This window comes from Streptomyces sp. NPDC019531, from assembly GCF_044903305.1.
Classification (GTDB): domain Bacteria; phylum Actinomycetota; class Actinomycetes; order Streptomycetales; family Streptomycetaceae; genus Streptomyces.
The window spans coordinates 53,442-79,474 of sequence record NZ_JBJDQL010000045.1; the positions used below are offsets into that span (position 1 = coordinate 53,442).

Genomic DNA, 26,033 nt, shown 5'->3' on the forward strand with positions numbered 1-26,033 from the left:
ACAGATGAATGAGTCTTCATGTGTTCCTGTATGGTGCTCGGGTGTCCACGACTCTCGCTCCCGCTCGTGTCCCCACGTCCGCCCCGTCGGCACCCCGCCGCCGCACCCGTGTCCTGGCCCTCCCCGAGGCCCGCTGGGCGCTGGCGTCGACCGTCGCCTTCCTGCTCGGCCTCGCGCTGGACCTGGGAGACATGCCGTGGTGGGCGTATGGCCCGTTGTACGCGGTCGCCTATGTCACCGGCGGCTGGGAACCGGCCCTCGAAGGGCTGCGGGCGCTGCGGGAGAAGACCCTGGACGTCGACCTGCTGATGATCGTCGCGGCGCTGGGCGCGGCCGCGATCGGACAGGTCCTGGACGGGGCTCTGCTGATCGTGATCTTCGCGAGCTCCGGCGCGCTGGAGGCGCTGGCCACGGCCCGTACGGCCGACTCGGTGCGGGGTCTGCTGGATCTGGCGCCGTCGATGGCGACCCGGGTGACGGAGGACGGCGAGCAGACGGTTCCCGCGAGTGAACTCGCCGTGGGAGACGTCCTGTTGGTCCGCCCGGGCGAGCGCATCGGCGCCGACGGCCGGGTCCTGGACGGGGCGAGCGAGGCCGACCAGGCCACCATCACCGGCGAGCCCCTCCCGGTCGCCAAGGGCCCCGGCGACGAGGTCTTCGCCGGCACCCTCAACGGCACCGGCGCGCTGCGCGTCCGCGTCGAGCGCGACCCCGCCGACTCCGTGATCGCCCGTATCGTGACGCTGGTCGAGGAGGCCTCGCGCACCAAGGCGCCGACGCAGCTGTTCATCGAGAAGGTCGAGCAGCGGTACGCGGTGGGAATCGTGGCCGCCACGCTCGCCGTGTTCGCCGTCCCGATGATGTTCGGGGCCGACCTCACGGACGCCCTCCTGCGTGCGATGACCTTCATGATCGTCGCCTCGCCGTGCGCGGTCGTCCTCGCCACCATGCCGCCGCTGCTGTCCGCCATCGCCAACGCCGGACGGCACGGGGTCCTGGTGAAGTCGGCGGTCGCGATGGAGCGGCTCGGAGAGGTGGACGCCGTGGCCCTCGACAAGACGGGAACGCTGACGGAGGGAGCGCCGGAGGTGGCGGAGGTACGACCGCTGCCGGGGACGGGGCTCGACGAGGACGGCCTGCTCGCGCTGGCGGCGGCGGCCGAGCATCCGAGCGAGCATCCGCTCGCGCGGGCGATCGTGAGGGCGGCGCGGGAGAGGGGCATGAGCATCGCGGACGCGCGGGACTTCGCCGCTGTGCCTGGGCGCGGGGTGACGGCGGTGGTCGGGGGGCGGGTGATCGAGGTCGGGCGCGCGGCGGGCACGGGCGGTGCGGTGGCAGCCGTCCTCTCGGAATCCGGCGTGGCCGAGAGCCGGTATGCCGACGCCGAGGGGTGCGCGCTCGCCGGTCGTCCCGAGGCGGCCCTCCCCGTCACCGAGGACGGCGCCACCGTCGTCCTCGTGACCGGCGACGGCATCCCCCTCGGCACCCTCGCCCTCACCGACCGGCTCCGCCCCGACGCCCGCTCCACCGCCGCCGCACTCACCGCCCTGACGGGCACCGCCCCCGTCCTGCTCACCGGCGACAACGCCCGCGCCGCCGCCCGGGTCGCCGAGGCCACCGGCCTGTTGGACGTCCGCGCCGACCTGCTGCCCGAGGACAAGGTGGACGCCGTACGGGAGCTGCAGGACGCCGGACGCAAGGTGCTGTTCGTCGGGGACGGGGTCAACGACGCGCCCGCCCTCGCCACCGCCCACTCCGGCATCGCGATGGGGCGTGCGGGCTCCGACCTGGCGCTGGAGACGGCGGACGCGGTGGTGGTGCGGGACGAACTCGCGACCGTTCCGGCGGTCGTACGGCTGTCCCGGGCCGCCCGCCGGCTGGTCGTGCAGAACCTGGTGATCGCAGGCACCTTCATCACCGGACTCGTCCTGTGGGACCTCCTCGGCCACCTCCCGATGCCGCTCGGGGTCGCAGGGCACGAGGGCTCGACGGTCCTCGTCGGCCTCAACGGTCTGCGCCTCCTGCGCGAGTCCGCGTGGCGATCCGGGCAGGTCCAGGACCCGCGAGGTTGATGTCGGATTCTCGCCAGCCCGGTTCCGGCGGGTGGTCGATGCTGGACGCATGCAGACGGGGATGTACACCGAGACCGAGCGCTGTGTGCGCGCCGTGCAGTCGAAGGACGCGCGGTTCGACGGATGGTTCTTCACGGCCGTCCTGACGACCCGCATCTACTGTCGGCCCAGCTGCCCGGTCGTACCGCCCAAGCCCGAGAACATGACCTTCTACCCGAGCGCGGCCGCCTGCCAGCAGGCCGGGTTCCGGGCCTGCAAGCGGTGCCGACCCGACACCAGTCCCGGCTCGCCGGAGTGGAACCAGCGCGCCGACCTCGTGGCCCGCGCGATGCGGCTGATCGCCGACGGCGTGGTCGACCGCGAGGGCGTGCCTGGACTCGCCGCCCGCCTCGGCTACAGCACCCGGCAGATCGAACGCCAGCTGCTCGCCGAACTGGGCGCGGGACCGCTCGCCCTCGCCCGGGCCCAGCGCGCCCAGACGGCACGGATCCTCATCGAGACGACCACGCTCCCGATGGCGGACATCGCCTTCGCGGCCGGCTTCTCCGCTGTCCGCACCTTCAACGACACCGTGCGCGAGGTCTTCGCGCTCTCACCGAGCGACCTGCGCGCCCGGGTGCCGAGGAGGGCGGTGGGAGGCGCTCCGGGGATGCTGAGTCTGCGCCTGCCGTTCCGTGCGCCCCTCAACCCCGACAACCTCTTCGGCCACCTCGCGGCGACCGCGGTCCCGGGCGTGGAGGAGTGGCGCGACGGGTCGTACCGGCGCACGCTGCGACTGCCGTACGGACACGGCATCGTGGCCCTCACGCCCGAACCCGACCACATCGCCTGCCGGTTGATGCTGAGCGACCTGCGTGACCTGACCGTCGCCATCAGCCGCTGCCGCCGGATGCTCGACCTGGACGCCGACCCCGTCGCGATCGACGACCAGCTGCGCACGGACCCGCTGCTGTCACCGCTCGTGGACAAGGCGCCCGGCCGTCGTGTCCCGCGCACGGTCGACGAGGCGGAGTTCGCCGTACGGGCCGTGCTGGGCCAGCAGGTCTCCACGGCGGCGGCCCGCACCCACGCGGCACGACTGGTGACGGCCCACGGAGAACCGGTGGACGACCCCGAGGGTGGCCTCACACACCTGTTCCCGTCCCCCGAGGCACTGGCCGCGGTGGACCCCGTGTCGCTCGCGATGCCCCGTACCCGCCGTACGACCTTCACCACCCTGGTCGGCCAACTGGCCGACGGAACACTGCACTTGGGTGTGGAGTCCGACTGGTCGGAGACCCGCGCCTGCCTTCTGGGCCTCCCCGGCTTCGGCCCCTGGACGGTCGACGTCATCGCCATGCGCGCCCTCGGCGACCCGGACGCCTTCCTCCCGACCGACCTCGGAATCCGCCGCGCGGCCCAGGAGTTGGGCCTGCCGTCCACCCCGGCGGCGCTGACGGCCCGCGCGGCGGCCTGGCAGCCGTGGCGGGCCTACGCGGTCCAGTACCTGTGGGCGACCGACAGCCACCCGATCAACTTCCTTCCCGTATGAGCACGTTCAAGGACGCTTCATGACCAGGCAGCACACCGTGATCGACAGCCCCTACGGCCCCCTGACCCTCGTCGCCGACGACGGCGTCCTGTGCGGCCTCTACATGACAGACCAACGCCACCGACCGCCGGAGGAGACCTTCGGCGAGCCGGACGACGGCTGGTCCCAGGAGGCCGAGGAGCAGCTGAAGGCCTATTTCGCGGGTGAGTTGAAGGAGTTCTCGCTGCAACTGCGCCTGCGCGGCACGTCGTTCCAGGCCGCGGTCTGGCGGGAACTCCAGAAGATCCCGCACGGCGAGACCCGCACCTACGGCGAACTCGCCGACGCCCTCGGCAGTCCCAAGGCCTCCCGTGCGGTCGGCCTCGCCAACGGCAGGAACCCGATCGGCATCATCGTCCCCTGTCACCGCGTGGTCGGAGCGGACGGCAGCCTCACGGGCTACGGCGGCGGACTGGAGCGGAAGCAGCGGCTGCTGGACTTCGAGCGGGGGGCGGCGCTGTTCTAGCCGGGGCTGCTCTGGTCGGAGCGACTCCGGACACGCTCCGGACACGGTTCCGGCACGACCGCGTGCCGCGCGCGTCACGCATGCCGGACCGCCTCACCAGGTCATGGACACCGCTCGACTCGGACCGTGTGGACCGCCGCCGTGTGGACCCCCGCCGTTGGACCCCCGTCTAGGACCCGGGCACAAGGCCGCGTCGATACCAGAGGCCCGCCTTTCCGCCTAGGTCCGCCGGGTCGGCGGGTCCGACGGGGACGAACCCGGCTCTGGTCAGCACCTTCTGGGACGCGGTGTTCTGGTGGGCTGCGGCGGCGCGCAGCGTGCGCAGTCCGTACCGGGCCACCGCGAGTCGGCACAGTTCCCGGACGGTCGCCGTCGCCACGCCCTGGCCGGCGGCGTGCTGGGCGACCCGGTAACCGAGTTGCGCCATGCCGTCCTCGATGTCGACCAGGTTGAACCTGCCGAGTACCGAGCCGTCCTCGGCGACCAGTACGTGAAAGGCGCAGAGGCCGGTCTCCTGCTCGGCCAGCCGGGCGTTGAACTGCTCGGTGAACCGGTCGAAGTAATCGTCGCCGCGGTCGGAGACGGACGCGGCGAAGTAGGCGCGGTTGGCCAGCTCGAAGGCCAGGACCGCCGGGGCGTGATCTGCGTGCAGCCGCCGCAGTTCGGGCATCGGCGCCGACCTCAGCTCTGGGGGCTCAACGTGCGGAGCAGCGCGGGCAGTGCCGTGCCGATCGGTTCCCTGATCACGTCGTCGGCGCGTTCGTCGTACGGCGTCGGCTCCGCGTTGACGATGACGAGCCGCGCGCCGTGGTCGGCGGCGACGCCCGCGAGGCCGGCGGCGGGCTGGACCTGGAGGGTGGTGCCGACGGCGATGAAGATCTGGCAGGCCTTGGTGATCGCGACGGCTTCGCCCAGCACCACCGGGTCGAGACGTTCACCGAACATCACGGTCGCCGACTTCAGGATGCCGCCGCAGTCCAGGCACGGCGGGTCCGCCTCCCCGGCCTCGACGCGGGCGAGAGCGTCCTCCATCGGGCAGCGTGTGTGGCACTTCGTGCACACCACCTGCCTTGCGGTGCCGTGCAGTTCGAGGACTTTGCGGGCGGGCGTCCCGGCGAGCTGGTGCAGCCCGTCCACGTTCTGCGTGATCACCCGCACCGGCACTCCGGACTTCTCCAGCCCGGCCACCGCCAGGTGCGCGGCGTTGGGCTCGGCCTTCAGCGTGCGGTTCGCGCGCCGCATCTGCCATGACCGGCGGCGGATCTCCGGATCGCCCATGTAGTAGTCGTACGTCACGAGCTTCTCGGCCTCGGGATCACGCCGCCACAGACCGTTCGGGCCGCGGTAGTCGGGGATCCCGGAGTCGGTGGAGATACCGGCGCCGCTCAGGATCGCGACGAGGGGCTTGGTCATGGTGCCGAGGGTAGGACGGGTGATCCGGGTGCGGCGAGTGGATATCGGACCGGTCGGAGCGCTTGGGCTCGGGTGTACCCGTCGTGGAAGTCATGGCCGACGCGTCAGCCCACCCGGTGCCCGTTCTCCAGCTCCGCCGTGCCCGATCCGTCCGCCAGTACGTCCAGCGCGGCCAGAACCCGGCGGCCGAGGGAGCCCTGCAGATACTCGGTGAGTTCTTCGCGCGGTACGAGGCGCCAGGACAGCAGTTCCTCCTCCTGGAGGCGGATCGCCTTGAGGTCGGCGTCGGTGAGGACTCCGCCGTCATAGAGGTAGGCGACCACCGGCGGGCGGGCCGTCCCGTGCACCCAGTCCACCGCCAGCAGCCGCCCGAGCTCACGGTCCAGGCCGATCTCCTCCGTGGTCTCGCGGCGCGCGCCCTGGCGCGGGGTCTCGCCCTGGTCGGACTCGATCGTGCCGCCCGGAAGAGCCCAGCCCTCACGGTAGTTGGGCTCGACGAGCAGCACCCGGCCGTCCGCGTCCCGGAAGAGCGCGGCTGCACCGGCGAGGATGCGGGGGAGACCGGCGATGTACGTGGCGAAGTCCTGGATGGTGGTCACCTTCGAAGGGTAACCAGCTTCCGTGCGCTCCACGGCGGCCTGTTGAGGTGCGCCCTGCGCCACGGTGAACCCTTGTAGTGGACTACCTGCCCCTCCTCCACCGGCACCTGGAGGGCACCGGCATGGCCGCGCGGATCGTCGCCGTCGTGGTCCCGGCCGGGCCGCCGCACAAAGGGCTTCCGCACAATCGAGAGCGTGGCGCTCATGGTGCTGGAACCGCGGGACCGACGGCCGGTCCGACCGCACAGGTCGAGGTTCGTTCCACTGGGGGAGTCCACTGGGGGAGTCCAAGAGCCCGTCCGCCCTCGCCTCCGCCGGGCTCCCTCAGCTCTCCGCCCTCGCCAACCTCACCGTCCGCTCCGCCAGTTCACTGATGTGCACCCCGTCGAACCCGAACACGGCGCTGCGCACCCGGTCCTCCAACGGCTCCTTCCACTGTGCCGGGATCGCGTCCGCACCCGTGAGCACACCGGCCACCGAACCGGCCGTCGCTCCGTTCGAGTCGGTGTCCAGGCCGCCCCGAACCGTCAGCGTGATGGTGCGGGTGAAGTCGCCGTCGCCGTAGAGGAGCCCGGCGGTCAGGACGGCGGCGTTCGGGATCGTGTGGATCCAGCCGAACCCGGTGCTCTCCTCCGCGACCGTGGTCAGGGTGTCCTCCCAGGTCATGCGCGTGTCGTGGAGGGAGACGACCCGGCGTACGGTCCGCGCGAGGCGGCTGCTCGCGGGGATCACGGCGAGTGCCTGGTCCACGGCCCGCCGCACGGTGTCCGCCGTGAACGCCGCCGAGATCAGCGCCGCCGCCCACATCGCCCCGTACACACCGTTCCCGGTGTGCGAGAGCACCGCGTCCCGGCGGGCCAGGGAGGCGGCGCGGCGCGGGGCCCCGGGGCAGGTCCAGCCGTAGATGTCGGCGCGGATGAGCGCTCCGATCCACTCCTGGCACGGATTGTCGTACGTCGCCGTCAGTGGCGGTTTCAGCCCGTTCGCGAGGTTGCGATACGTGGCCCGCTCCGCGGTGAACGTCTGCAGATACGGCAGCCTCAGCAGCCACAGGTCGCCCACCTGCTCGGTGCTGAAGCCGAAGCCGTGGGTCTCCAGGAGGTGGAGGCCGAGGATGGCGTAGTCGACGTCGTCGTCCCGGCAGCTGCCGTGGATGCGGCCGCGCACACACTCGCGCCACTCGGGCCGCAGTTCGAAACCGTCGCTGTCGCCGACGGGCTCGGGCAGGTAGTCGGTCAGGGGCAGGGCGGCGGCCTGCCGGAGATAGCGGTCGATCCGGTCCCGCGTCCACAGGTCGCCCTGCTCGACCGGCTTGCCGAGCATGTTGCCCGCGATCCGGCCCAGCCAGCCCCCGAGGATGCGGTCGGCGAGCTCTGGCTCAGTGCCCACAGGGGTCATAGCTCCGGTTTACCCCAATCCGCGAGCCCGCACAGAGGGGGCGTAGCGCCTTCTCAGCTTCGGACGGTGCATGACGGCGGGGGGCGTCTCCGGTTAAGGTCGCAGCGGCGCGACTGGCCTTGGCCTGCGCGAGGCCCGGAGAGCAAGGGGAAGACGTGACACAGCGCGTGCTCATTGCCGCGGACAAGTTCAAGGGTTCGCTCACGGCCGTACAGGTCGCGGAGCGGGTGACGGCCGGGCTGCGCCGGGTCGTGCCGGACGTGGAGGTGGAGGCGCTGCCCGTCGCGGACGGCGGTGACGGCACCGTCGCCGCGGCCGTCGCGGCAGGGTTCGAGCGCCGGGAGGTGGCGGTCGCCGGGCCCCTGGGCCAGGAGATCACGGCCGCCTTCGCGGTACGCGCGGAAACCGCGGTCGTGGAGATGGCCGAGGCCAGCGGCCTGCAGCGGCTGCCCGCGGGCGTCTTCGCCCCGCTCACGGCATCGACGTACGGCTCCGGAGAGCTCCTGCGCGCCGCGCTGGACGCCGGTGCCCGCACGATCGTGTTCGGCGTCGGCGGCAGCGCCACCACCGACGGCGGCGCCGGAATGCTCTCCGCACTGGGCGCCCGCTTCCTGGACGCCGACGGCGAGCCCGTGGCCCCCGGCGGCGGAGGCCTCGCCGACCTCGCCACGGCCGACCTGTCGGGCCTGGACCCGCGGCTCGCGTCCGTCGAGTTCATCCTGGCCAGCGATGTCGACAACCCGCTGACCGGCCCCAAGGGCGCCCCCGCGATCTACGGTCCGCAGAAGGGCGCCTCCCCCGACGACGTGGAGATCCTGGACGAGGCGCTGGCCCACTACGCCAAGGTGCTGGAGGAGGCCGTCGGCGCGAAGGCCGCCGAGTACGCCGCCTCGCCGGGCGCAGGCGCGGCGGGCGGCATCGGCTACGGCGCCCTGCTCGTCGGCGCCGAGTTCCGCCCCGGCATCGAGGTCATGCTCGATGTGCTCGGCTTCGCGCCCGCGCTGGAGTGGGCGGACCTGGTGATCACCGGCGAGGGCTCCCTCGACGAGCAGACCCTGCACGGCAAGGCCCCGGCGGGCGTCGCCGCGGCCGCCCGCGCGGCGGGCAAGGAGGTCGTCGCCGTGTGCGGTCGCCTCGCGCTGCCGCCGGAGGCCATCGGCAGGGCCGGCATCCGCCGCGCCTACCCGCTCACCGACGCCGAACCGGACATCCAGCGATGCATCTCGGAGGCGGGCCCGATCCTGGAGGACGTGGCGGAGCGAATCGGCCGGGACTTCCTGACCTGAGCCGCGGGCGGGAGCCGGGGGGCCGTCGCCCGCGGTCGGGCACCCGCGCCGGGCACGGCGGCCGTCGGTCACCTACGCCAGGGTGCTCTCGCCGTGAGCCGCCAGCGGCAGGCTGTGAGCCGTCCACGCCGAGATGCCCCGCCGGGGGTGGCCCGAGCCGCGGTGCTTTCGTCGAGAGCCGGAGCCGCAGCTGACAGCCGCCGACATCCAGCGGCCTGCGCCGCGGCATCCCCGCCCTCGGTCACCCGCCACCGACACCCCCGCCGCCCCTCACCTCCGCGCCCCCGACAACCGATACGCGTCCAGCGCGGCGTCATCTCGATCAGGTCCCGCGGCCGGGCCGGCGACCGGGACGTCAGCTGCTCCAGCCGACGTAACCGGTTGCGGCCCTGCTGTCCATCGACTCGTACGACATCGGCTTCGGCGTGGCCCAGAACTTCACCGACCCGAAGTCCCCGCCCTCCCGCCAGAGCGTGATCCTCCAGCCGGACAAGAGCGTGACGGGCGCCATGAAGGTCGTACGGGAGGCGGGGCCGTCGGAGGTGGCGGAGGCGTACACGCAGGGGGCCTGAGAACGGCCCAGGGGCTCGAACCGGAATCGGTTCGAGCCCCTGGACCCACGAACAATCGCTACGGCAGCTGGGCCGCGCGGGCCTCGCGCCTGTTGCCCCGGAAGTTGTTCACCCGGCGGGCCGTGGCGAACAGAGGGATCACCGCGCCCATGACGAGCTGCAGGGCGCAGCCGGTCTGGAGGAGCAGCTGGCCGCTGGGGGCACCGAAGGCCCAGGCCGTGAGCAGGCCCATCGCCAGCACGATCCAGGAGAGCATCGCCACCGCGAGCCGCCCCCGCGGCTTCGGGTACTCCACCCGGCTCACCATCAGCCACGCGGTGCCCAGGATCGCCAGGAGCGTCGCCACGAAGGGCAGCTCCAGAAGCACGATCGCGACCACCGTCAGCGCGCCGAAGGGGGACGGCATGCCCTGGAACATGCCGTTCGCCGGCGTCACGCAGGAGAATCTGGCCAGCCGCAGGACCACCGCAAGCAGCACCACCACGGCCCCCACCGCCGCCACCCGCTGCGAGGCGTCGTCGGCGACCATGCCGTAGACGAGCACGAAGTACGCCGGCGCGAGGCCGAAGCTGATCAGGTCGGAGAGGTTGTCCAGCTCCGCGCCCATCGGGGACGAGCGCAGCTTGCGCGCCACCAGGCCGTCGAACAGGTCGAAGACCGCCGCGCACAGCATCAGGATGACCGCCGTGGCCGCGCTGTTGCGCGCCATGCCGGATTCCTGGCTGTCGGTGAGGTGCGGGATCAGGATGCCGGTGGTGGTGAAGTACACCGCCATGAAGCCGCATGTGGCGTTGCCGAGGGTGAGGGTGTCCGCTATTGAGAGGCGGAGAGAAAGAGGCATCTCCTCGTCGTCGTCCGCCTCGTCGGCCTCGGGCACCCAGCCCGCCTGTGTCTCGGGATCAATCACGGTCAATGCGAGTCACCCCAGCCACCGTCTTCTGGCCGACCTCGACCGCGACCTCGACGCCCTCGGGCAGGTAGATGTCGACGCGCGAGCCGAAGCGGATCAGACCGATGCGGTCGCCCTGCTCGACCTTCGTGCCCTGCGGGATGTAGGGGACGATACGACGGGCCACCGCGCCGGCGATCTGGATCATCTCGATGTCACCGAGTTCGGTGTCGAAGTGCCAGACGACGCGCTCGTTGTTCTCGCTCTCCTTGTTGAACGCCGGAACGAACCCGCCGGGGATGTGCTCGACGGACGTCACTGTGCCGGAGAGCGGCGCGCGGTTGACGTGGACGTTGAGCGGGCTCATGAAGATCGCGACGCGGGTGCGACCGTCCTTCCACGGCATGATGCTCTGCACCACACCGTCGGCCGGGGAGATGACCCGGCCCTGGGCGATCTCGCGCTCGGGGTCGCGGAAGAACCACAGCATGCCCGCCGCCAGCGCGGTGGTGGGCACGGCGACGGCCTTCGCGACGCCGGAGCGGCGCGCGCGCAGCAGACTGACGGCTGCGGTGGCGACGGTCGGAAGGAGCCACGGCGATGCTCCGCGCGCGAGGCGTACGCCTGCCCGGCTGTCGCGAGGTGCAGAGGTTTGGCTGTGGGGCATGGATGACCTTCGTAGCGGATGATGCCGCGCACTAGACGGGGGACGGCGGCTTTCCGGGATCGTACCGGTCGCGGGCCACAACTGGGCAAGCCAGGAAGCCGAGTCGGCGGCTGAAGAGTGCTGACGGGGTGTGACCTTCTTCTCCAAGAAAACACCCCGTATCCGGACATCTATCCCTGGAATCGATACTCTTCGAGCAGTCGTCGACCGATGATCATTTTCTGGATTTCGGCGGTACCTTCACCGATCAGCAGCATCGGAGCCTCCCGGTAGAGACGCTCGATCTCGTACTCCTTGGAGAAGCCGTAGCCGCCGTGGATCCGGAAGGCGTCCTCCACGACCTCTTTGCAGTACTCGGAGGCGAGGTACTTCGCCATCCCTGCCTCAAGGTCGTTTCGCTCCCCGGAGTCCTTTTTGCGTGCCGCGTTGACCATCATTGCATGCGCGGCCTCGACCTTGGTAGCCATCTCGGCCAGCTTGAACTGGATGGCCTGGTGCTGGGCGATCGCCTTGCCGAAGGTGTGCCGCTGCTGGGCGTACCCGACACCCAGTTCGAAGGCACGCTGAGCGACGCCGCAGCCACGCGCCGCCACGTTGACGCGGCCCACCTCGACCCCGTCCATCATTTGGTAAAAACCTCGGCCCGTGACCCCGCCGAGCACGCGATCGGCCGGAAGCCGCAGGCCATCCATGATCATTTCGGTGGTGTCGACACCCTTGTAGCCCATCTTGTCGATCTTCCCGGGGATGGTGAGGCCCGGGCGGACCTCTCCGAAACCGGGCTCCTTCTCGATCAGGAAGGTCGTCATCGACTTGTGGGGTGCGGTGCCCTCGGGGTGTCCTTCATCACTTCTGACGAGAACGGCGACCAGATTTGATGTTCCGCCGTTCGTCAGCCACATCTTCTGACCGTTCAGGACGTACTCGTCGCCGTCCTTGACCGCCTTGGACGTGATGGCGGACACGTCCGAGCCGAGAGCCGGCTCCGACATCGAGAAGGCGCCCCGGACGTCGCCGGCCGCCATGCGCGGCAGGAAGTGGTCCTTCTGCTCCTGCGTGCCGTGCTGCTTGAGCATGTACGCCACGATGAAGTGGGTGTTGATGATGCCGGACACCGACATCCACCCGCGGGCGATCTCCTCGACGCACAGCGCGTAGGTCAGGAGGGACTCGCCCAGACCGCCGTACTCCTCGGGGATCATCAGGCCGAACAGGCCCAACTCCTTGAGCCCGTCCACGATCTGCTGCGGGTACTCGTCGCGGTGCTCCAACTCGGTCGCGACCGGGATGATCTCCTTGTCCACGAAGTCCCGGACGGTGGACAGGATCTCCTGCTGGATGTCCGTCAGACCGGCGGTCTGGGCGAGGCGTGCCATGGGTGTCAGCCCTCCTGAAGTTCCGGGCGGCCGGGCTGCTCGCCGCCGCGCTCCTTGATGTAGGTCTCGGTGGGCACCATGACCTTGCGGCGGAACACGCAGACCAGCGTGCCGTCCTGCTTGTAGCCCTTGGTCTCGACGTACACGATCCCGCGGTCGTTCTTCGACTTGGAGGGCCACTTGTCGAGCACGGTCGTCTGGCCGTAGATCGTGTCGCCGTGGAAGGTCGGGGCCACGTGCTTCAGCGACTCGATCTCCAGGTTGGCGATCGCCTTGCCGGAGACGTCCGGGACGGACATGCCGAGCAGCAGGGAGTAGATGTAGTTCCCGACCACGACGTTCTTGCCGAAGTCCGTGGTCTTCTCGGCGTAGTTGACGTCCATGTGGAGCGGGTGGTGGTTCATGGTGAGGAGACAGAAGAGGTGGTCGTCGTACTCCGTGACCGTCTTCCCGGGCCAGTGCTTGTAGACCGCCCCGACCTCGAACTCCTCGTAGGTGCGCCCGAATTGCATGTCCGTCACGCCTCCGGGATCTCGAACTTCGACGTACGGGTCATCCCCGCCGCCCGTCCCTTGCCGGAGATGACCAGCGCCATCTTGCGGCTGGCCTCGTCGATCATCTCGTCGCCGAGCATCGCCGAGCCCTTCTTGCCACCCGCCTCGGACGTGCAGTAGTCGTACGCGTCCAGGATCAGCTCGGCGTGGTCGAAGTCCTCCTGCGAGGGCGAGAAGATCTCGTTGGACGCCTCGACCTGGCCCGGGTGCAGCACCCACTTGCCGTCGAAGCCGAGCGCGGCGGCACGCTGGGCCACCTCGCGGTAGCCCTCGACGTTGCGGATCTGCAGGTAGGGGCCGTCGATCGCCTGGAGGTCGTTGGCGCGGGCCGCCATCAGGATCTTCATCAGGATGTAGTGGTAGGCGTCCGCCGGGTAGCCGGGCGGCTGCTCGCCCACGACCAGCGACTTCATGTTGATGGAGGCCATGAAGTCGGCCGGGCCGAAGATGATCGTCTCGACGCGCTGGGACGCCGTCGCGATCTCGTTGACGTTGTTGAGGCCCTGGGCGTTCTCGATCTGCGCCTCGATGCCGATCCTGCCGACCTCGAAGCCCATGGTCTTCTCGATCTGGGTCAGCAGGAGGTCGAGCGCGACGACCTGCTGGGCCGTCTGCACCTTCGGCAGCATGATGCAGTCGAGGTTCTGGCCGGCCCCCTCGACGACGGTCACGACATCGCGGTATGTCCACTCGGTCGTCCAGTCGTTGACGCGCACGACCCTCGTCTTGCCGGTCCAGTCACCCTCGTTGAGGAACTTGACGATGGTGTGCCGCGCCTCGGGCTTGGCGAGCGGGGCGCACGCGTCCTCCAGGTCGAGGAAGACCTGGTCCGCCGGGAGGCCCTGCGCCTTCTCCAGGAAGCGGGGGTTGCTTCCCGGTACCGCGAGACACGAGCGGCGGGGACGCAGACGGTTGACGGTCATGCGGGGACCTCCAGGGGGTCGAGCTTGTTCGCTTTCCGGATCTCGTCGACGATGCGGCCGATGATGCCGGTGATGTCGAAGTCCTTCGGGGTGAAGACGGCGGCCACTCCGGCGGCCCGCAGCTGCTCGGCGTCTCCATTGGGGATGATCCCACCGGCGATGACGGGTAGATCTGTGGCACCGGCCACACGGAGCCGTTCGAGTACATCCGGCACGAGCTGCGCGTGCGAGCCGGACAGGATGGACAGGCCGACCGCGTGCACGTCCTCGGCGAGTGCCGCGTCCACGATCTGCTCAGGGGTGAGCCGGATGCCCTGGTAGACCACCTCGAAGCCGGCGTCACGCGCGCGTACGGCTATCTGCTCGGCTCCGTTGGAGTGCCCGTCAAGGCCCGGCTTGCCGACCAGGAAGCGCAGCCTGCCGACGCCGAGGTCCTTGGCGGTCACCTCGACCCGGCGGCGGACGTCGGCCATGGCCGAGCCCTCCTCCGCGGGGACCGCCACCGGCGCCGACGAGACACCCGTGGGCGCCCGGAACTCGCCGAACACCTCCCGCAGGGCCCCGGCCCACTCGCCGGTGGTGGCACCCGCGCGGGCGCACTCCAGGGTGGCCTCCATGAGGTTGCCGGTGCCCTTGGCGGCCTCCTTCAGCTTCTCCAGCGCCTTGCACGGGCGCGGGTGATTGAAGGGCGGCTGGTAGCGCGTGTCGCGCCAGTTCTGGAGCCCGGCGATCACGCGGGCCTCGACGGCCGGGTCGACCGTCTGGATCGCGGTGTCCAGGTCGGCCGTCAGCGGGTTGGGCTCGGTCGTCTCGAAGATGTTGACGCCGATGATCTTCTCCTGCCCGGACTCGATACGAGCCCGGCGCTCGGCGTGCGACGACACGAGCTGCGACTTCAGGTAACCCGACTCGACGGCGGCCATCGCGCCGCCCATCTCCTGGATCCGCTCGATCTCCGCGAGGGACTCCTCGACCAGCTTGCTCACCTTCGCCTCGATGACGTGCGAGCCCTCGAAGATGTCCTCGTACTCCAGCAGATCGCTCTCGTACGCCAGCACCTGCTGCATGCGCAGCGACCACTGCTGGTCCCAGGGTCGGGGCAGGCCCAGCGCCTCGTTCCAGGCCGGCAGCTGCACGGCACGCGCGCGTGCGTCCTTCGAGAGGGTCACGGCCAGCATTTCAAGGACGATCCGCTGGACGTTGTTCTCCGGCTGCGCCTCGGTCAGACCGAGGGAGTTGACCTGGACGCCGTAACGGAAGCGGCGGTGCTTGGGGTTCTCGATGCCGTAGCGCTCACGGGTGACCTGGTCCCAGATACGGCCGAAGGCGCGCATCTTGCACATCTCCTCGATGAACCGGACGCCCGCGTTCACGAAGAAGGAGATACGGCCGACGACGTCACCCATGCGCTCCTGCGGCACCTGCCCGGAGTCCCGGACGGCGTCGAGGACCGCGATCGCCGTCGACATCGCGTACGCGATCTCCTGGACCGGTGTGGCGCCCGCTTCCTGGAGGTGGTAGCTGCAGATGTTGATCGGGTTCCACTTGGGGATGTGCGAGACCGTGTACGCGATCATGTCGGTCGTCAGACGGAGGCTCGGCCCCGGCGGGAAGACATGCGTCCCCCGGGACAGGTACTCCTTGACGATGTCGTTCTGGGTCGTGCCCTGGAGCTGGGTGATGTCCGCACCCTGCTCCTCGGCGACGACCTGGTAGAGCGCCAGCAGCCACATGGCGGTGGCGTTGATCGTCATCGAGGTGTTCATCTGCTCCAGGGGGATGTCCTGGAACAGCCGACGCATGTCACCGAGATGCGCGATCGGTACCCCGACCCGGCCGACCTCGCCGCGGGCGAGGATGTGGTCGGAGTCGTAGCCGGTCTGCGTCGGGAGATCGAAGGCCACGGAAAGGCCCGTCTGTCCCTTGGCGAGGTTGCGCCGGTACAGCTCGTTGGACGCCTCGGCCGTGGAGTGACCGGCGTATGTGCGCATGAGCCACGGCCGGTCCTTCTCCCGCTTGCCTGCGGCGGGCTGACGCTCAGTCATCTATGACCCCGGGTGTCTCAGATGTTGCGGAAGCGGTTGATGGCGTCGAGGTGCTGGGCGCGCATCTCCTCGTCGCGCACACCGAGACCCTCCTCGGGGGCCAGGCACAGCACGCCGACCTTGCCCTGGTGGAGGTTGCGGTGCACGTCGTAGGCTGCCTGGCCGGTCTCTTCCAGGGAGTACACCTTGGAGAGCGTGGGGTGGATCTTGCCCTTCGCGATGAGCCGGTTGGCCTCCCAGGCCTCGCGGTAGTTGGCGAAGTGCGAGCCGATGATCCGCTTCAGCGACATCCACAGGTAGCGGTTGTCGTACTCGTGCATGTAGCCCGAGGTCGAGGCGCAGGTGGTGATGGTGCCGCCCTTGCGCGTGACGAAGACGGAGGCGCCGAAGGTCTCGCGGCCGGGGTGCTCGAAGACGATGTCGATGTCCTCGCCGCCGGTGAGCTCGCGGATGCGCTTGCCGAAGCGCTTCCACTCCTTCGGGTCCTGGGTCTGCTCGTCCTTCCAGAACTTGTAGCCCTCGGCATTGCGGTCGATGATCGCCTCGGCGCCCATGGAACGGCAGATGTCCGCCTTCTGGTCGCTGGAGACGACACAGATCGGGTTGGCGCCGCCCGCCAGCGCGAACTGCGTGGCGTACGAGCCGAGTCCACCGCTCGCGCCCCAGATGAGGACGTTGTCGCCCTGCTTCATGTCGGCGCCGTTGCGGGAGACGAGTTGCCGGTACGCGGTCGAGTTGACGAGCCCTGGAGCGGCGGCCTCCTCCCAGCTGAGGTGGCCCGGCTTCGGCATCAGCTGGTTCGACTTGACCAGCGCGATCTCCGCCAGGCCGCCGAAGTTGGTCTCGAAGCCCCAGATGCGCTGCTCGGGGTCGAGCATCGTGTCGTTGTGGCCGTCGCTCGACTCCATCTCCACGCTCAGGCAGTGCGCGACGACCTCGTCGCCGGGCTTCCAGGCGTTGACGCCGGGGCCGGTGCGCAGGACGACGCCCGCGAGGTCGGAGCCGATGATGTGGTACGGCAGGTCGTGCCGCTTGGCCAGGTCGTTGGTGCGGCCGTAGCGCTCCAGGAACCCGAAGGTCGACAGTGGTTCGAAGATCGAGGTCCACACGGAGTTGTAGTTGACGCTCGACGCCATGACGGCGACCAGGGCCTCGCCCGGACCGAGCTCGGGCAGGGCCACGTCGTCCAGATGGATCGACTTGCGCGGGTCCTTGTCGCGGGTCTCCAGGCCCGCGAACATCTCCGTCTCGTCCTTGTGCACGGTGATCGCGCGGTACGACTCGGGGAGCGGCAGAGCGGCGAAGTCGGCCGGAGTCGAGTCCGGCGACTGGATCGCGTCCAGGATGTCCTTCACGGTCACGGTGTTGCCTCCGGCGATACGCGTCCTGAGGGAGGGACGCTGAGGGTTACGTCGGTGCCGTCGGTTCGGCGGGGATGGTGCTCGGCAGCGCTTTGTGGCGCGGGAGGTTGCCTGTGACGCAGGCGTCCGGGCGGGCGACTCGATGAGTTGCTGGGACAGCCGACGTACGAAAGGTCTCTGCACGCCGGCCGCCCGGACTCCTTTCAACGTAAGACACCGCGTGCCACCGTGCAAGGCACTGAGTGCCAGAGATTGGCCTCAGATGAAATCTTTACGTAACAAATGAGCGATGATCGATCGAACGAGGGCTGAAAGCTGCCTGAAAAGGGTCTCTGACATGCCAAAACGGCCACCCCGAAGGGTGGCCGTCCTCACAGCGTCGAAGGCCGCTCAGCGCTCCTTGAGCGCCTGCTCGATGGCCCGCATCACCTCGTCGAGCGGCGCGTCCGTCCGCGCGACCGTGACCAGCACCTCGCCCTGCGAGGACACCGTGGCCGGGGCCGGCCGGGGTGAAGTCTCCCGCCCGGCGCCGATGCCCGTCCCGAAGGTCTTGCGCACGATCGCGAAGGCGTGGTCCAGCTGTGCCTCCACGTCTCCCTGCCCCCCGGCCCGCAGCCACCGCCGCAGCACATGGTTGTGGGCCGTGACCACCGCCGACGCGGCGACCTCCGCCAGCAACGGATCGTCGTTCGCGTCGTCGTCGTGCGCGTGCTCGTCGAAGTGTCCGAGCAGATACCGCGTGAACAGCCGCTCGTAGCGGGCCACCGACGCGATCTCCGCCTCGCGCAGCGTCGGCACCTCGCGCGTCAGCTTGTAGCGGGCGACCGAGATCTCCGGCCGGGCCGCGTACATCCTCATGACTTCCTTGATGCCACGGCACACGGTGTCGAGCGGGTGCTCGTGCGCGGGGGCCGCGTTCAGCACCGCCTCCGCGCGGATCAGCGTGTCGTCGTGGTCGGGGAAGATCGCCTCTTCCTTGGAGCGGAAGTGGCGGAAGAAGGTGCGGCGGGCGACCCCGGCCGCGGCCGCGATCTCGTCGACGGTGGTCGCCTCGTACCCCTTGGTGGAGAACAGCTCCATCGCGGCGGCCGCCAGTTCTCGGCGCATCTTGAGCCGCTGGGCGGCCGCGCGGCTGCCTGCGGCACTTTCCGGCGCGTCGGGCGTGACTGGTGTTCGGGACGACTTGGCGGGCTGGGGCATGACCCGAACGTACTGCATGTGCGCAGGTTGGTGCGCGTGTCCGGGGTTTGTCCCGCCCGGGACCGGCGCGGTGCCGCCGGGCTCCGTCGGCGGGAGAAGGCTGCCCGGATCGAGCAGCCCGCCCCAGTCCTCGCCGTCTGTGAACCAGTCGCCGACGTCCTCAGCGGCGGGCATATTCGCGGAAGCCGCGGCCGGTCTTGCGGCCGAGGCAGCCCGCGGCCACCAGGTGCTCCAGGAGCGGGGCCGGAGCCAGGCCCGGGTCGCGGAACTCGCGGTGCAGGACCTTCTCGATCGCAAGGGAGACGTCGAGTCCGACGACGTCCAGCAGTTCGAAGGGGCCCATCGGGTAGCCGCCGCCCAGCTTCATCGCCGCGTCGATGTCGTCGAGGGAGGCGTAGTGCTCCTGGACCATCTTGATCGCGTTGTTGAGGTACGGGAAAAGCAATGCGTTCACGATGAATCCCGCACGGTCGCCGCAGTCCACCGCATGCTTCTTGATCCTGACGCAGACCTCGCGGACCGTCGCGTGGATGTCCTCGGCCGTCAGGACCGTGCGGACGACCTCGACCAGTTTCATTGCCGGTGCCGGGTTGAAGAAGTGCATGCCGATCACGTCCTGCGGGCGCGAGGTGGCGCGGGCGCAGGCGACGACGGGCAGCGAGGAGGTCGTGGTGGCCAGGACCGCGCCCGGCTTGCAGACCTTGTCCAGCGTCTGGAACAACTGCCGCTTGATCTCCAGGTCCTCGGCGACGGCCTCGACGGCCAGGTCGACGTCGGCGAACGCCTCGTACGAGCCCGCCGCGTCGATCCGGGCCAGGGTCTGCGCGGCCGCCTCGGCGGTCATCCGGCCCTTGTCGACGGAGCGGGAAAGCGACTTGCCGATACGGGCCTTCGCCGTCTGCGCCTTCTCCTCGCTGCGCGCGGCGAGGACGACCTCGTATCCGGCCTTGGCGAAGACCTCGGCGATACCGGACGCCATGGTTCCGGAGCCCGCGACACCGACGGAGCGGACCTCGCGGCCGGTGGTCTGCGCGGAGCCCTCCGTGGGCGTCAGCGCGTCCCGCACGATGGTCGCGCTGCCCGGGGCCTCGTACGTGTAGAAACCGCGTCCCGACTTACGGCCGGTCAGGCCCGCCTCGCTGAGCTGCTTGAGGATCGGGGCCGGGGCGTGCAGCCGGTCCTGGGACTCGGCGTAAAGGGCCTCAAGGACGGTGCGCGCGGTGTCGACGCCGATCAGGTCGAGCAGGGCGAGGGGGCCCATGGGGAGGCCGCAGCCCAGGCGCATCGCGGCGTCGATGTCCTCGCGGGAGGCGTACTTCGCCTCGTACATCGCGGCCGCCTGGTTGAGGTAGCCGAACAGCAGCCCGTCCGCGACGAAGCCGGGCCGGTCGCCGACCGCGACGGGCTCCTTGCCGAGGTCGACGGCGAGGTCGGTGACCGCGGTGACGGCCGTCGGCGCGGTCAGCACCGAGGAGACGACCTCGACCAGCTTCATCGCGGGCGCCGGGTTGAAGAAGTGCAGACCGAGCACACGCTCCGGGCGGGCCGAGTCGGCGGCCAGACGGGTCACGGACAGGGCGTTGGTGCCGGTCGCGAGGATCGTCTCGGGTCGCACGATCGCGTCGAGCTCGCGGAAGATCTGGTGCTTGATCTCGTACGACTCCGGAGCCACCTCGATGACGAGGTCGGCGTCGGCCGCGGCCCTGAGATCGGTGGAGGTGCGGATGCGGGCGAGGACGTCCGCGCGCTCCTGCTCGGTCAGCCGACCGCGCTCCACGGCGCGGGCGGTCGCGGTCTCCAGGGCGGCGACGGCCTTGGCGGCCGCGGCCTCGCTGACGTCGATGCCGACGACCTCGCGGCCGGCCGTGGCGAGGACCTCGGCGATGCCGGTGCCCATGGTGCCGAGGCCCACGACGGCGATCGTCTTGAGCGGGTACGGAGAGGTGTCGGACAGGGGAGTGGCCATCGCGGGACTCCAGGAATGAGGGTGACGACTGGGAGCGCGACCCGGTACGCCGAGGGGGCGCACCGGGTGCGTGAGGCATTGCGGAATGCGGGTGTTGCCGGGCTGCGAGCGCACACGCCCGGGCCGTCGTCGCGGGCATCGCACATGCCCGGAGAACGGTGGAAGCCGACCGGCCCTGTCCCAAGCCGGGTCGTACGACAACTGTTCTTGCGGCGGCTGCGTCACCAGGCCGGCGCAAGGAGTTCGCGAGTGGGTAACTCGCTCGTCTGAGCTTAACCGGTGGGTAACGAGCGCGCCAGTCCCCGGATTTGTGATGTACGTCCCGCGCTCCGGGCGGGCCGCCTAACCTCGGGTTCATGGACGAAGAGTTGCGATCGCTCACTCAGCGCTTACGGCAGGAGGCCGGGGCGTCGGCCGCCTACGACTGTCTCGTGGCGACCGAGGACCTCGACGAGCTGGCCGGAGTACTCGCCGAGCCCGGACAACCGCTGTGGGCCCGGGAGCTGGCCGCGTTCCGGCTCGGCGTCGCGGGGGACCGCCGGGCCTTCGAGTCGCTCGTCCTGCTGCTCAACCACCGGGACCCGCCGCGCTGTGCCGCGGCCGCGTACGCACTCGCATGTCTCGGCGACCCGCGCACGGCCCGCGCGGCCGCCGCCCTCGCCACCAACGAACTCCGCGTCGCCTACGCGCTGCACCCGGTCCGGCTCCTGGCCGAGCTGCGCGCCCCGGAGTCCGTGCCCGCGCTGATCACCACGCTGGAACGCCGGCTGCGTCCGCACGACCCCTACCGGCGCGTGGCCCTGGCCTGTGTGGAAGGGCTGGGCACACTGGCCGACGCCCGTGCCAGACCCGTGCTGAACGAGGCGCTCGCGCATCCGGTGCTCGCGGAGGCGGCGGTGCGGGCGCTGGGGCGGATTCCGAAGCCGGGGTGAGCCGACGGGCGGCGTGCGGGGAGCTGTGCGGCGCCGGGCCCGGTGAGTCGGCGGGCATCGGGCATCGGGCGTCGGCCGCGGCCCGCAGGTCGATGGAGGTGCGGACGCGTGGGAGGAGGCCGGATGGCCGAACGCCTGCGAGGACGCCGGAGCCACGCACGCGGGCCGAGGACGTCCGCGCTCCCGCTCGGTCCGTCGGCCGCGCTCCACGATGCGGGCGGCCGCGAGCGGTCAGCTGTGGAGCGTCCGTGCGTACCGCACCTCCGGTACCGGGACGCCGTCCGCCTCGAAGGGCTCCTCGGCGCCGTCGGCCTCGAAGCCCGCCCGTTCGTAGAAGCGGCGAGCCCGGGTGTTGCCCTTGAGGACCCACAGGTACATGCGGTCGTGGCCCGCGGCCGTGCTGTTCCACAGGGCCTCCCGCAGCAGGGCGTGTCCGATGCCGGTGCCGCACCGTCGCCGGTTCACGTAGACGGCGTACAACTCGGCGTCCGCCGTGCGGACTTCGCCGTCCCGGTACGGCCCGTGACAGGCCCAGCCCATGACCTCGCCGTCCCACTCGGCCACGAAGTTCACCACGCTGCCGTCGCCCTGCCCGAAGCGGGTGCGGTGCCGCTCGGCGTCCAGCGCCACACTCATCGCGTCGAGGTACGACTGCGGGATCAGGCCCCGGTACGCGCTCTGCCAGCCGCGGACACGGATCTCGGCCACGCGGTCGCAGTCGGCGAGGGCCATCGGGCGGATGAGGAGGCGATCGTCGTCCATGGCGGCACCCTAGGCACACCCGCCTGCTCTAGCCCCCGAATTATCCGTCGACCACCGTGAACGCCTCGACCTCCGCGACGAAACGGCCGCGGCCCAGCACCACATGGGAGTACTGGGCCGCCGGGGGCGACCCCGTCGGGGGCGGGAATCCTGGTCAGTTCACTCATGCGTCCATGGTGGACCACGGCACTGACAACGACCGTCCCCGACGGAGCGTCAGGCGCTCAGCCGCGGAAGCCGAGCAGCCCGTGCAACGCCGCGCCGCGCGAGGACGTCGACGCCGCCTTGGAAGTCAGCGGCTTCGGATCGGGCAGCGCCTTGCACACCGCGTCGGCCTCGCCACCGCCGCGCGGCACCTTGCCGTCGCTCAGGTAGGCGGCCAGGTACTTGTCCAGGCACGTGTTCCCGCTCAGCGTGATGCCGTGGTTCCCGCCCCCCTGCTCGACGACGAGACTGGAGCCCGCCAGCAGACGATGGACCGTCGCGCCGCCCTCGTACGGGGTGGCCGCGTCGTTCGTCGCCTGGAAGAGCAGCGCCGGCGGCAGCTTGCCGTTGGCGATGTGCACCGGCTTCAGCGACTTCGTGGGCCAGAACGCGCACGGCGCGTTGTACCAGGCGTTGCTCCAGGCCATGAACGGGGCCTTCTCGTACACGGCCCAGTTGTCCTTCTGCCACTGGCGCCAGTCGCGCGGCCAGGAGGCGTCACGGCACTGCACCGAGGTGTAGATGCTGTAGCCGTTGTCCCCGACCGCGTCCACGGCGGCGAAGTTCTCGTACGCCTCGACCAGCGGGTCGGCGTCCTTGCCGTTCACATAGGCCGCGAACGCCTCGGCCAGGTAGGGCCAGTAGCCGTTGTAGTAGCCGCCGGGGATGAAGGTGTCCTCCAGCTCCGAGGCGCCGACCTTGCCGCCCGCGGGCTTCTTGGCGAGGGCCGCCCGCATCGCGTACCACTTGGCCTCGATCTTCTCCGGATCGGTGCCGAGCTTGTACGTCGCGTCGTACTTGGCGATCCAGGCCATCAGGGCGCGGTGCCGGTCGTTGAAGGCGTAGTCCTGGCCCAGGTTGTCGTCGTACCAGACACCGGTCGGGTCGACGATCGAGTCCAGGACCAGTCGGCGCACCTGGTGCGGGAAGAGTTTGGCGTAGACCGCGCCCAGATAGGTGCCGTACGAGTAACCGAAGTAGTTGATCTTCTTGGCGCCGAGGGCCTGACGGATCGAGTCCATGTCCTGCGCGGCGCTGATGGTGTTGATGTACGGCAGTACGCCCGCGTACTTCTGGCCGCAGGCGGCGGCGAAGGACTTCGCGCGCTTGAGGTTGGCCTTCTCGATCGCGGGTGTGCTCGGCACGGAGTCCGGGCGCACCGGGTTGAAGTAACCCGGCTTGCAGTCGAGGGCGGGCTTGCTCGCGCCCACCCCGCGCGGGTCGAAGCCGACGACGTCGTACTGGGCGGCGACGGCCTTGGGCAGGCCGGAGGCGATGAAGCCGGCCAAGGTCACCCCGCTGCCGCCGGGACCGCCGGGGTTGACCAGCAGGGGGCCCTGGTACTTCTTCGCGGTGTGCGGGACGCGGGACAGCGCGAGGGTGATCTGCTGCCCGCGCGGGTTCGCGTGGTCGAGCGGCACCTTGAGGGACGCGCACTGCAGCGTCGGGTAGTCGGCGGTGCCGCACTTCTTCCAGGCGAGTTTCGCTGTCTGAGCGGCTTGGGCGGCTTGGGCGGATCGCGTGGCCTGCGGGGCGCTCGCGTCGGCGGGGACGGCGGTGAAGGTCCCGGCCACGACGACCGCGGCACCGCACAGCACGGCTGCGCGTTTTCTCATGAGGTCCTCCCAGGACGGAGGTTCCGGACCGCGAGGGTCACGGTCCACGCCGCATCGTCCCGGAAAGTACGCCCGGAAGAACGTGTTCTGACAATACTTGACCCGATTGGGTCGTCCGGTGCGCTCGAATGCTCTCAGATCAACGTGAGTTGGGTCGGTTCGGACATCGACTCGGCCTCGGGCTCCGGCTCGCGGATCCGTCGTGGCATCCCCGCGCCCGCGGGACCGATGCCGTATTCCTGGGCCAGCTCGTGGACCTGACGGGTGATCCGGCGCTGGTACCACTTGGGCGCGTAGGCGCCGTCCGCGTAGAGCCGCTCGTAACGGCGTACCAGGTACGGGTGCTCCCGTTCCAGCCAGGCCATGAACCACTCTCGTGCGCCCGGCCGCAGATGCAGCACCAGCGGGGTGACGGAGGTGGCCCCCGCGGCGGCGATCGCGCGCACGGTGGCCCGCAGTTGTGCCGGGTGGTCGCTCAGGAACGGGATCACCGGGGCCATCAGCACCCCGCACCCGATGCCGTGCTCCGTCAGTGTCCGTACGACGTCCAGGCGCCGCTCCGGAGCGGGGGTACCCGGCTCGACGGTGCGCCACAGGCCGGGGTCGGTGAAGCCGACCGAGACCGAGATGCCGACGTCCGTCACCTCGGCGGCCTGTCTGAGCACCTCCAGGTCGCGCAGGATCAGCGTGCCCTTGGTCAGGATCGAGAAGGGGTTCGCGTGATCGCGCAGGGCGGCGAGGATGCCCGGCATCAGGCGGTAGCGGCCTTCCGCGCGCTGGTAGCAGTCGACGTTGGTGCCCATCGCTATGTGGTCGCCGGTCCAGCGGCGTGAGCCCAGCTGGCGGCGCAGCAGCTCCGGGGCGTTCACCTTGACCACGATCTGCGAGTCGAAGCCGAGTCCGGTGTCCAGGTCCAGATAGCTGTGCGTCTTGCGGGCGAAGCAGTACACGCAGCACTGCTTCCCCTCATAGATCGGCGAGCAGATCGTTCCTCGGCAGCACAGCGCGGGAGCTCTCGTGACCCGCCGCGTGGACCTCCCATCCGAAACCTGGGTCCACGTGGCTCCGACGCGATTGCGCCAGCGGGCCACTGAGACCGGCAAGCGTCCCCCCGTCCTTGCTCAGCCCGAGAGTTCGAGCTGACCCCACACGCGTATCTGCGGGGACGTATGTTCATGCACGCGCCGGTGTACCCAACGCCGCCTGTATGGGCACGGTTACGGTGCCCGACTGCGCGGCGTGCGCCTGGTCGACGAAGTCCCATACGAGCGCAAGGGCGTCGGGCGCGGTGGTGTTCTTTGTCCAGGTCGTGCTGTGCCGCCAGCATTCCAGCTCGAAGCGGTGCGCCCCGTGGGCGAGCTCCATGCGCCGGGCCCACGGCTGGCGTCGGCATGGGTGGCTGCGGTGGCTGTGACGCTCAGTCGCCTCCAGATGCTTCTGGATGATGTCGACGTGGTACCGGCTCGGGCAGGGTCCGCCCTTCCAGGCAGCCGTGGCCCTCCAGGAGATGCAGCACGGCGACCTCCCTGTCCTCGAGGAAGTTGCGTGGCGCTCTTGCCCTCGAAGGTGTTGCTGGGTCGAGGTGAACAACTGGTATGCGTATCTTGACGAGCCGATCGGATGGTTCGCAGAGGGAACGCTGCTGGACGACATGGTGGAGTGCGCCTTGAAGGAACTGCGTGAACTCGCCGCCGACCCCGGGGACCTCAGCGAGACCAGCATCGACTACCGCGAAGCGCTGCTGAGCTTCCTTACCGACAACGATGCCCACCTGCTGCACGATGAGGAGTTCCGGGCTGTCGACCGGGTGCGGGAGCAGCTAACCCAGGCGCGGGAGGCTGCATGGCGCTCCCTGGCTGAGCGCTCACCGGACCGAGGCCGACCGGTCAAGCTGCCACCCGACCCCCGTCATGAGCAGGCCGTCGTCGCGGAGTTCATGAGCGGCCTCGGCAACGCGGAGTCGGACGGCGCGGGCTGAACAGTTGCCCTCCCACGTCCGTCACACCCCTGCCCCACTAACAGGTCGTTGCAACACCAGCCCCTGAGGGTGTTGCGATGACCAAGCCAAGCCGGAAGGACGAACTGGTGGGCTTGATCCGCTTTGACGGACATCCGAGATCAGGGGTTCTGCCCCGGGAGGATGTCCATCATGGAGAGCATGG

The 26,033-nt window shown here is 70.1% G+C and carries 23 protein-coding genes and 2 pseudogenes; 7 read left to right on the plus strand and 18 right to left on the minus strand.

Going from position 1 to position 26,033, the window contains the following annotated elements:
- Window positions 1–8 precede the first annotated feature (8 nt).
- The 3 genes from ACI2L1_RS36395 (at window position 9) to ACI2L1_RS36405 (ending at window position 4,108) form a co-directional block, all read left to right on the plus strand.
- A complete protein-coding gene (locus tag ACI2L1_RS36395) occupies window positions 9–2,072 on the plus strand; it encodes a heavy metal translocating P-type ATPase (protein WP_404743704.1) in 2,064 nt (687 codons plus the stop codon).
- 61 nt (window positions 2,073–2,133) lie between these two features.
- Window positions 2,134–3,603: an AlkA N-terminal domain-containing protein gene (locus ACI2L1_RS36400; protein ID WP_404743726.1), complete on the plus strand. Its 1,470-nt coding sequence runs from the start codon at window positions 2,134–2,136 to the stop codon at window positions 3,601–3,603.
- A gap of 19 nt (window positions 3,604–3,622) precedes the next feature.
- On the plus strand, window positions 3,623–4,108 hold the full coding sequence (locus ACI2L1_RS36405) for a methylated-DNA--[protein]-cysteine S-methyltransferase (RefSeq protein ID WP_404743705.1): 486 nt from the start codon (window positions 3,623–3,625) through the stop codon (window positions 4,106–4,108).
- A gap of 169 nt (window positions 4,109–4,277) precedes the next feature.
- Here ACI2L1_RS36405 and ACI2L1_RS36410 read toward each other — a convergent pair whose 3' ends face one another.
- The 4 genes from ACI2L1_RS36410 to ACI2L1_RS36425 form a co-directional block, all read right to left on the minus strand.
- Window positions 4,278–4,778, minus strand: a complete 501-nt coding sequence (locus ACI2L1_RS36410) for a GNAT family N-acetyltransferase (protein ID WP_404743706.1) — start codon at window positions 4,776–4,778, stop codon at window positions 4,278–4,280.
- Window positions 4,779–4,789: 11 nt separating this feature from the next.
- Window positions 4,790–5,521: an SIR2 family NAD-dependent protein deacylase gene (locus ACI2L1_RS36415; RefSeq protein WP_404743707.1), complete on the minus strand. Its 732-nt coding sequence runs from the start codon at window positions 5,519–5,521 to the stop codon at window positions 4,790–4,792.
- Window positions 5,522–5,625: 104 nt separating this feature from the next.
- On the minus strand, window positions 5,626–6,120 hold the full coding sequence (locus ACI2L1_RS36420) for an NUDIX domain-containing protein (RefSeq protein WP_404743708.1): 495 nt from the start codon (window positions 6,118–6,120) through the stop codon (window positions 5,626–5,628).
- Between the two features lie 324 nt (window positions 6,121–6,444).
- The gene (locus tag ACI2L1_RS36425; protein ID WP_404743709.1) at window positions 6,445–7,518 is read right to left on the minus strand and encodes an ADP-ribosylglycohydrolase family protein; all 1,074 of its coding nucleotides are present in this window, start codon (window positions 7,516–7,518) and stop codon (window positions 6,445–6,447) included.
- A gap of 167 nt (window positions 7,519–7,685) precedes the next feature.
- Between ACI2L1_RS36425 and ACI2L1_RS36430 the strand changes: the two genes are divergently transcribed.
- Entirely contained in the window at window positions 7,686–8,804 is a 1,119-nt protein-coding gene (locus tag ACI2L1_RS36430; RefSeq protein ID WP_404743727.1) for a glycerate kinase, read from the plus strand.
- Between the two features lie 425 nt (window positions 8,805–9,229).
- On the plus strand, window positions 9,230–9,376 hold the full coding sequence (locus ACI2L1_RS36435; protein ID WP_404743710.1) for a hypothetical protein: 147 nt from the start codon (window positions 9,230–9,232) through the stop codon (window positions 9,374–9,376).
- A 58-nt stretch (window positions 9,377–9,434) separates the two neighbouring features.
- On the opposite strand, the gene pssA is transcribed toward ACI2L1_RS36435, so the two are convergent.
- The 9 genes from pssA to ACI2L1_RS36480 form a co-directional block, all read right to left on the minus strand.
- The gene (gene pssA / locus ACI2L1_RS36440; RefSeq protein ID WP_404743711.1) at window positions 9,435–10,289 is read right to left on the minus strand and encodes a CDP-diacylglycerol--serine O-phosphatidyltransferase; all 855 of its coding nucleotides are present in this window, start codon (window positions 10,287–10,289) and stop codon (window positions 9,435–9,437) included.
- The gene (locus ACI2L1_RS36445) at window positions 10,276–10,932 is read right to left on the minus strand and encodes a phosphatidylserine decarboxylase (protein WP_404743712.1); all 657 of its coding nucleotides are present in this window, start codon (window positions 10,930–10,932) and stop codon (window positions 10,276–10,278) included. Before ACI2L1_RS36445 ends, pssA begins: the two co-directional genes overlap by 14 nt.
- Window positions 10,933–11,102: 170 nt before the next feature.
- Window positions 11,103–12,308 carry an acyl-CoA dehydrogenase family protein gene (locus ACI2L1_RS36450; RefSeq protein WP_404743713.1) on the minus strand — a complete coding sequence of 402 codons (1,206 nt, stop codon included), beginning with the start codon at window positions 12,306–12,308 and terminating at the stop codon, window positions 11,103–11,105.
- A 5-nt stretch (window positions 12,309–12,313) separates the two neighbouring features.
- Window positions 12,314–12,820, minus strand: a complete 507-nt coding sequence (locus ACI2L1_RS36455) for a MaoC family dehydratase (protein WP_007385824.1) — start codon at window positions 12,818–12,820, stop codon at window positions 12,314–12,316.
- A gap of 5 nt (window positions 12,821–12,825) precedes the next feature.
- On the minus strand, window positions 12,826–13,785 hold the full coding sequence (locus tag ACI2L1_RS36460) for an HpcH/HpaI aldolase/citrate lyase family protein (RefSeq protein ID WP_404743714.1): 960 nt from the start codon (window positions 13,783–13,785) through the stop codon (window positions 12,826–12,828).
- Entirely contained in the window at window positions 13,782–15,830 is a 2,049-nt protein-coding gene (locus tag ACI2L1_RS36465) for a protein meaA (RefSeq protein WP_404743715.1), read from the minus strand. Before ACI2L1_RS36465 ends, ACI2L1_RS36460 begins: the two co-directional genes overlap by 4 nt.
- Before the next feature lie 17 nt (window positions 15,831–15,847).
- The gene (gene ccrA / locus ACI2L1_RS36470) at window positions 15,848–17,191 is read right to left on the minus strand and encodes a crotonyl-CoA carboxylase/reductase (RefSeq protein WP_404743716.1); all 1,344 of its coding nucleotides are present in this window, start codon (window positions 17,189–17,191) and stop codon (window positions 15,848–15,850) included.
- Between the two features lie 390 nt (window positions 17,192–17,581).
- Window positions 17,582–18,409 carry a TetR family transcriptional regulator gene (locus tag ACI2L1_RS36475; RefSeq protein WP_404743717.1) on the minus strand — a complete coding sequence of 276 codons (828 nt, stop codon included), beginning with the start codon at window positions 18,407–18,409 and terminating at the stop codon, window positions 17,582–17,584.
- A 142-nt stretch (window positions 18,410–18,551) separates the two neighbouring features.
- Window positions 18,552–20,357, minus strand: coding sequence for a 3-hydroxyacyl-CoA dehydrogenase family protein (locus ACI2L1_RS36480; protein WP_404743718.1), 1,806 nt, complete (start codon window positions 20,355–20,357; stop codon window positions 18,552–18,554).
- Between the two features lie 356 nt (window positions 20,358–20,713).
- Between ACI2L1_RS36480 and ACI2L1_RS36485 the strand changes: the two genes are divergently transcribed.
- The gene (locus ACI2L1_RS36485) at window positions 20,714–21,289 is read left to right on the plus strand and encodes an adenylosuccinate lyase (RefSeq protein WP_404743719.1); all 576 of its coding nucleotides are present in this window, start codon (window positions 20,714–20,716) and stop codon (window positions 21,287–21,289) included.
- A 231-nt stretch (window positions 21,290–21,520) separates the two neighbouring features.
- Here the strand turns inward: ACI2L1_RS36485 and ACI2L1_RS36490 are convergent, their stop codons facing one another.
- From ACI2L1_RS36490 to ACI2L1_RS36510, 5 genes and pseudogenes are all read right to left on the minus strand, one after another.
- On the minus strand, window positions 21,521–22,051 hold the full coding sequence (locus ACI2L1_RS36490) for a GNAT family N-acetyltransferase (RefSeq protein WP_404743720.1): 531 nt from the start codon (window positions 22,049–22,051) through the stop codon (window positions 21,521–21,523).
- A gap of 73 nt (window positions 22,052–22,124) precedes the next feature.
- Window positions 22,125–22,218, minus strand: a pseudogene (locus tag ACI2L1_RS36495) (RidA family protein); the annotation flags it as partial.
- 57 nt (window positions 22,219–22,275) lie between these two features.
- Window positions 22,276–23,871, minus strand: a complete 1,596-nt coding sequence (locus ACI2L1_RS36500; RefSeq protein WP_404743721.1) for an alpha/beta hydrolase — start codon at window positions 23,869–23,871, stop codon at window positions 22,276–22,278.
- 134 nt (window positions 23,872–24,005) lie between these two features.
- A pseudogene (locus tag ACI2L1_RS36505) lies at window positions 24,006–24,827 on the minus strand (radical SAM protein); the annotation flags it as partial.
- Between the two features lie 217 nt (window positions 24,828–25,044).
- Window positions 25,045–25,236 (minus strand): hypothetical protein, encoded by a 192-nt coding sequence (locus ACI2L1_RS36510; protein ID WP_404743722.1) that lies wholly within the window; start codon window positions 25,234–25,236, stop codon window positions 25,045–25,047.
- A 217-nt stretch (window positions 25,237–25,453) separates the two neighbouring features.
- On the opposite strand from ACI2L1_RS36510, the gene ACI2L1_RS36515 reads away from it, so the two are divergent.
- Window positions 25,454–25,849, plus strand: a complete 396-nt coding sequence (locus ACI2L1_RS36515) for a hypothetical protein (protein WP_404743723.1) — start codon at window positions 25,454–25,456, stop codon at window positions 25,847–25,849.
- Window positions 25,850–26,033 lie beyond the last annotated feature (184 nt).

Coding starts and splice junctions, on each gene's coding strand:
- ACI2L1_RS36395 (WP_404743704.1), top strand. CDS start 9: ATGAGTCTTCATGTGTTCCTGTATGGTGCTCGGGTGTCCACGACTCTC.
- ACI2L1_RS36400 (WP_404743726.1), top strand. CDS start 2,134: ATGTACACCGAGACCGAGCGCTGTGTGCGCGCCGTGCAGTCGAAGGAC.
- ACI2L1_RS36405 (WP_404743705.1), top strand. CDS start 3,623: ATGACCAGGCAGCACACCGTGATCGACAGCCCCTACGGCCCCCTGACC.
- ACI2L1_RS36410 (WP_404743706.1), bottom strand. CDS start 4,778: ATGCCCGAACTGCGGCGGCTGCACGCAGATCACGCCCCGGCGGTCCTG.
- ACI2L1_RS36415 (WP_404743707.1), bottom strand. CDS start 5,521: ATGACCAAGCCCCTCGTCGCGATCCTGAGCGGCGCCGGTATCTCCACC.
- ACI2L1_RS36425 (WP_404743709.1), bottom strand. CDS start 7,518: ATGACCCCTGTGGGCACTGAGCCAGAGCTCGCCGACCGCATCCTCGGG.
- ACI2L1_RS36445 (WP_404743712.1), bottom strand. CDS start 10,932: ATGCCCCACAGCCAAACCTCTGCACCTCGCGACAGCCGGGCAGGCGTA.
- ACI2L1_RS36450 (WP_404743713.1), bottom strand. CDS start 12,308: ATGGCACGCCTCGCCCAGACCGCCGGTCTGACGGACATCCAGCAGGAG.
- ACI2L1_RS36455 (WP_007385824.1), bottom strand. CDS start 12,820: ATGCAATTCGGGCGCACCTACGAGGAGTTCGAGGTCGGGGCGGTCTAC.
- ACI2L1_RS36460 (WP_404743714.1), bottom strand. CDS start 13,785: ATGACCGTCAACCGTCTGCGTCCCCGCCGCTCGTGTCTCGCGGTACCG.
- ACI2L1_RS36465 (WP_404743715.1), bottom strand. CDS start 15,830: ATGACTGAGCGTCAGCCCGCCGCAGGCAAGCGGGAGAAGGACCGGCCG.
- ACI2L1_RS36475 (WP_404743717.1), bottom strand. CDS start 18,409: ATGCAGTACGTTCGGGTCATGCCCCAGCCCGCCAAGTCGTCCCGAACA.
- ACI2L1_RS36480 (WP_404743718.1), bottom strand. CDS start 20,357: ATGGCCACTCCCCTGTCCGACACCTCTCCGTACCCGCTCAAGACGATC.
- ACI2L1_RS36485 (WP_404743719.1), top strand. CDS start 20,714: ATGGACGAAGAGTTGCGATCGCTCACTCAGCGCTTACGGCAGGAGGCC.
- ACI2L1_RS36490 (WP_404743720.1), bottom strand. CDS start 22,051: ATGGACGACGATCGCCTCCTCATCCGCCCGATGGCCCTCGCCGACTGC.
- ACI2L1_RS36500 (WP_404743721.1), bottom strand. CDS start 23,871: ATGAGAAAACGCGCAGCCGTGCTGTGCGGTGCCGCGGTCGTCGTGGCC.
- ACI2L1_RS36510 (WP_404743722.1), bottom strand. CDS start 25,236: ATGGAGCTCGCCCACGGGGCGCACCGCTTCGAGCTGGAATGCTGGCGG.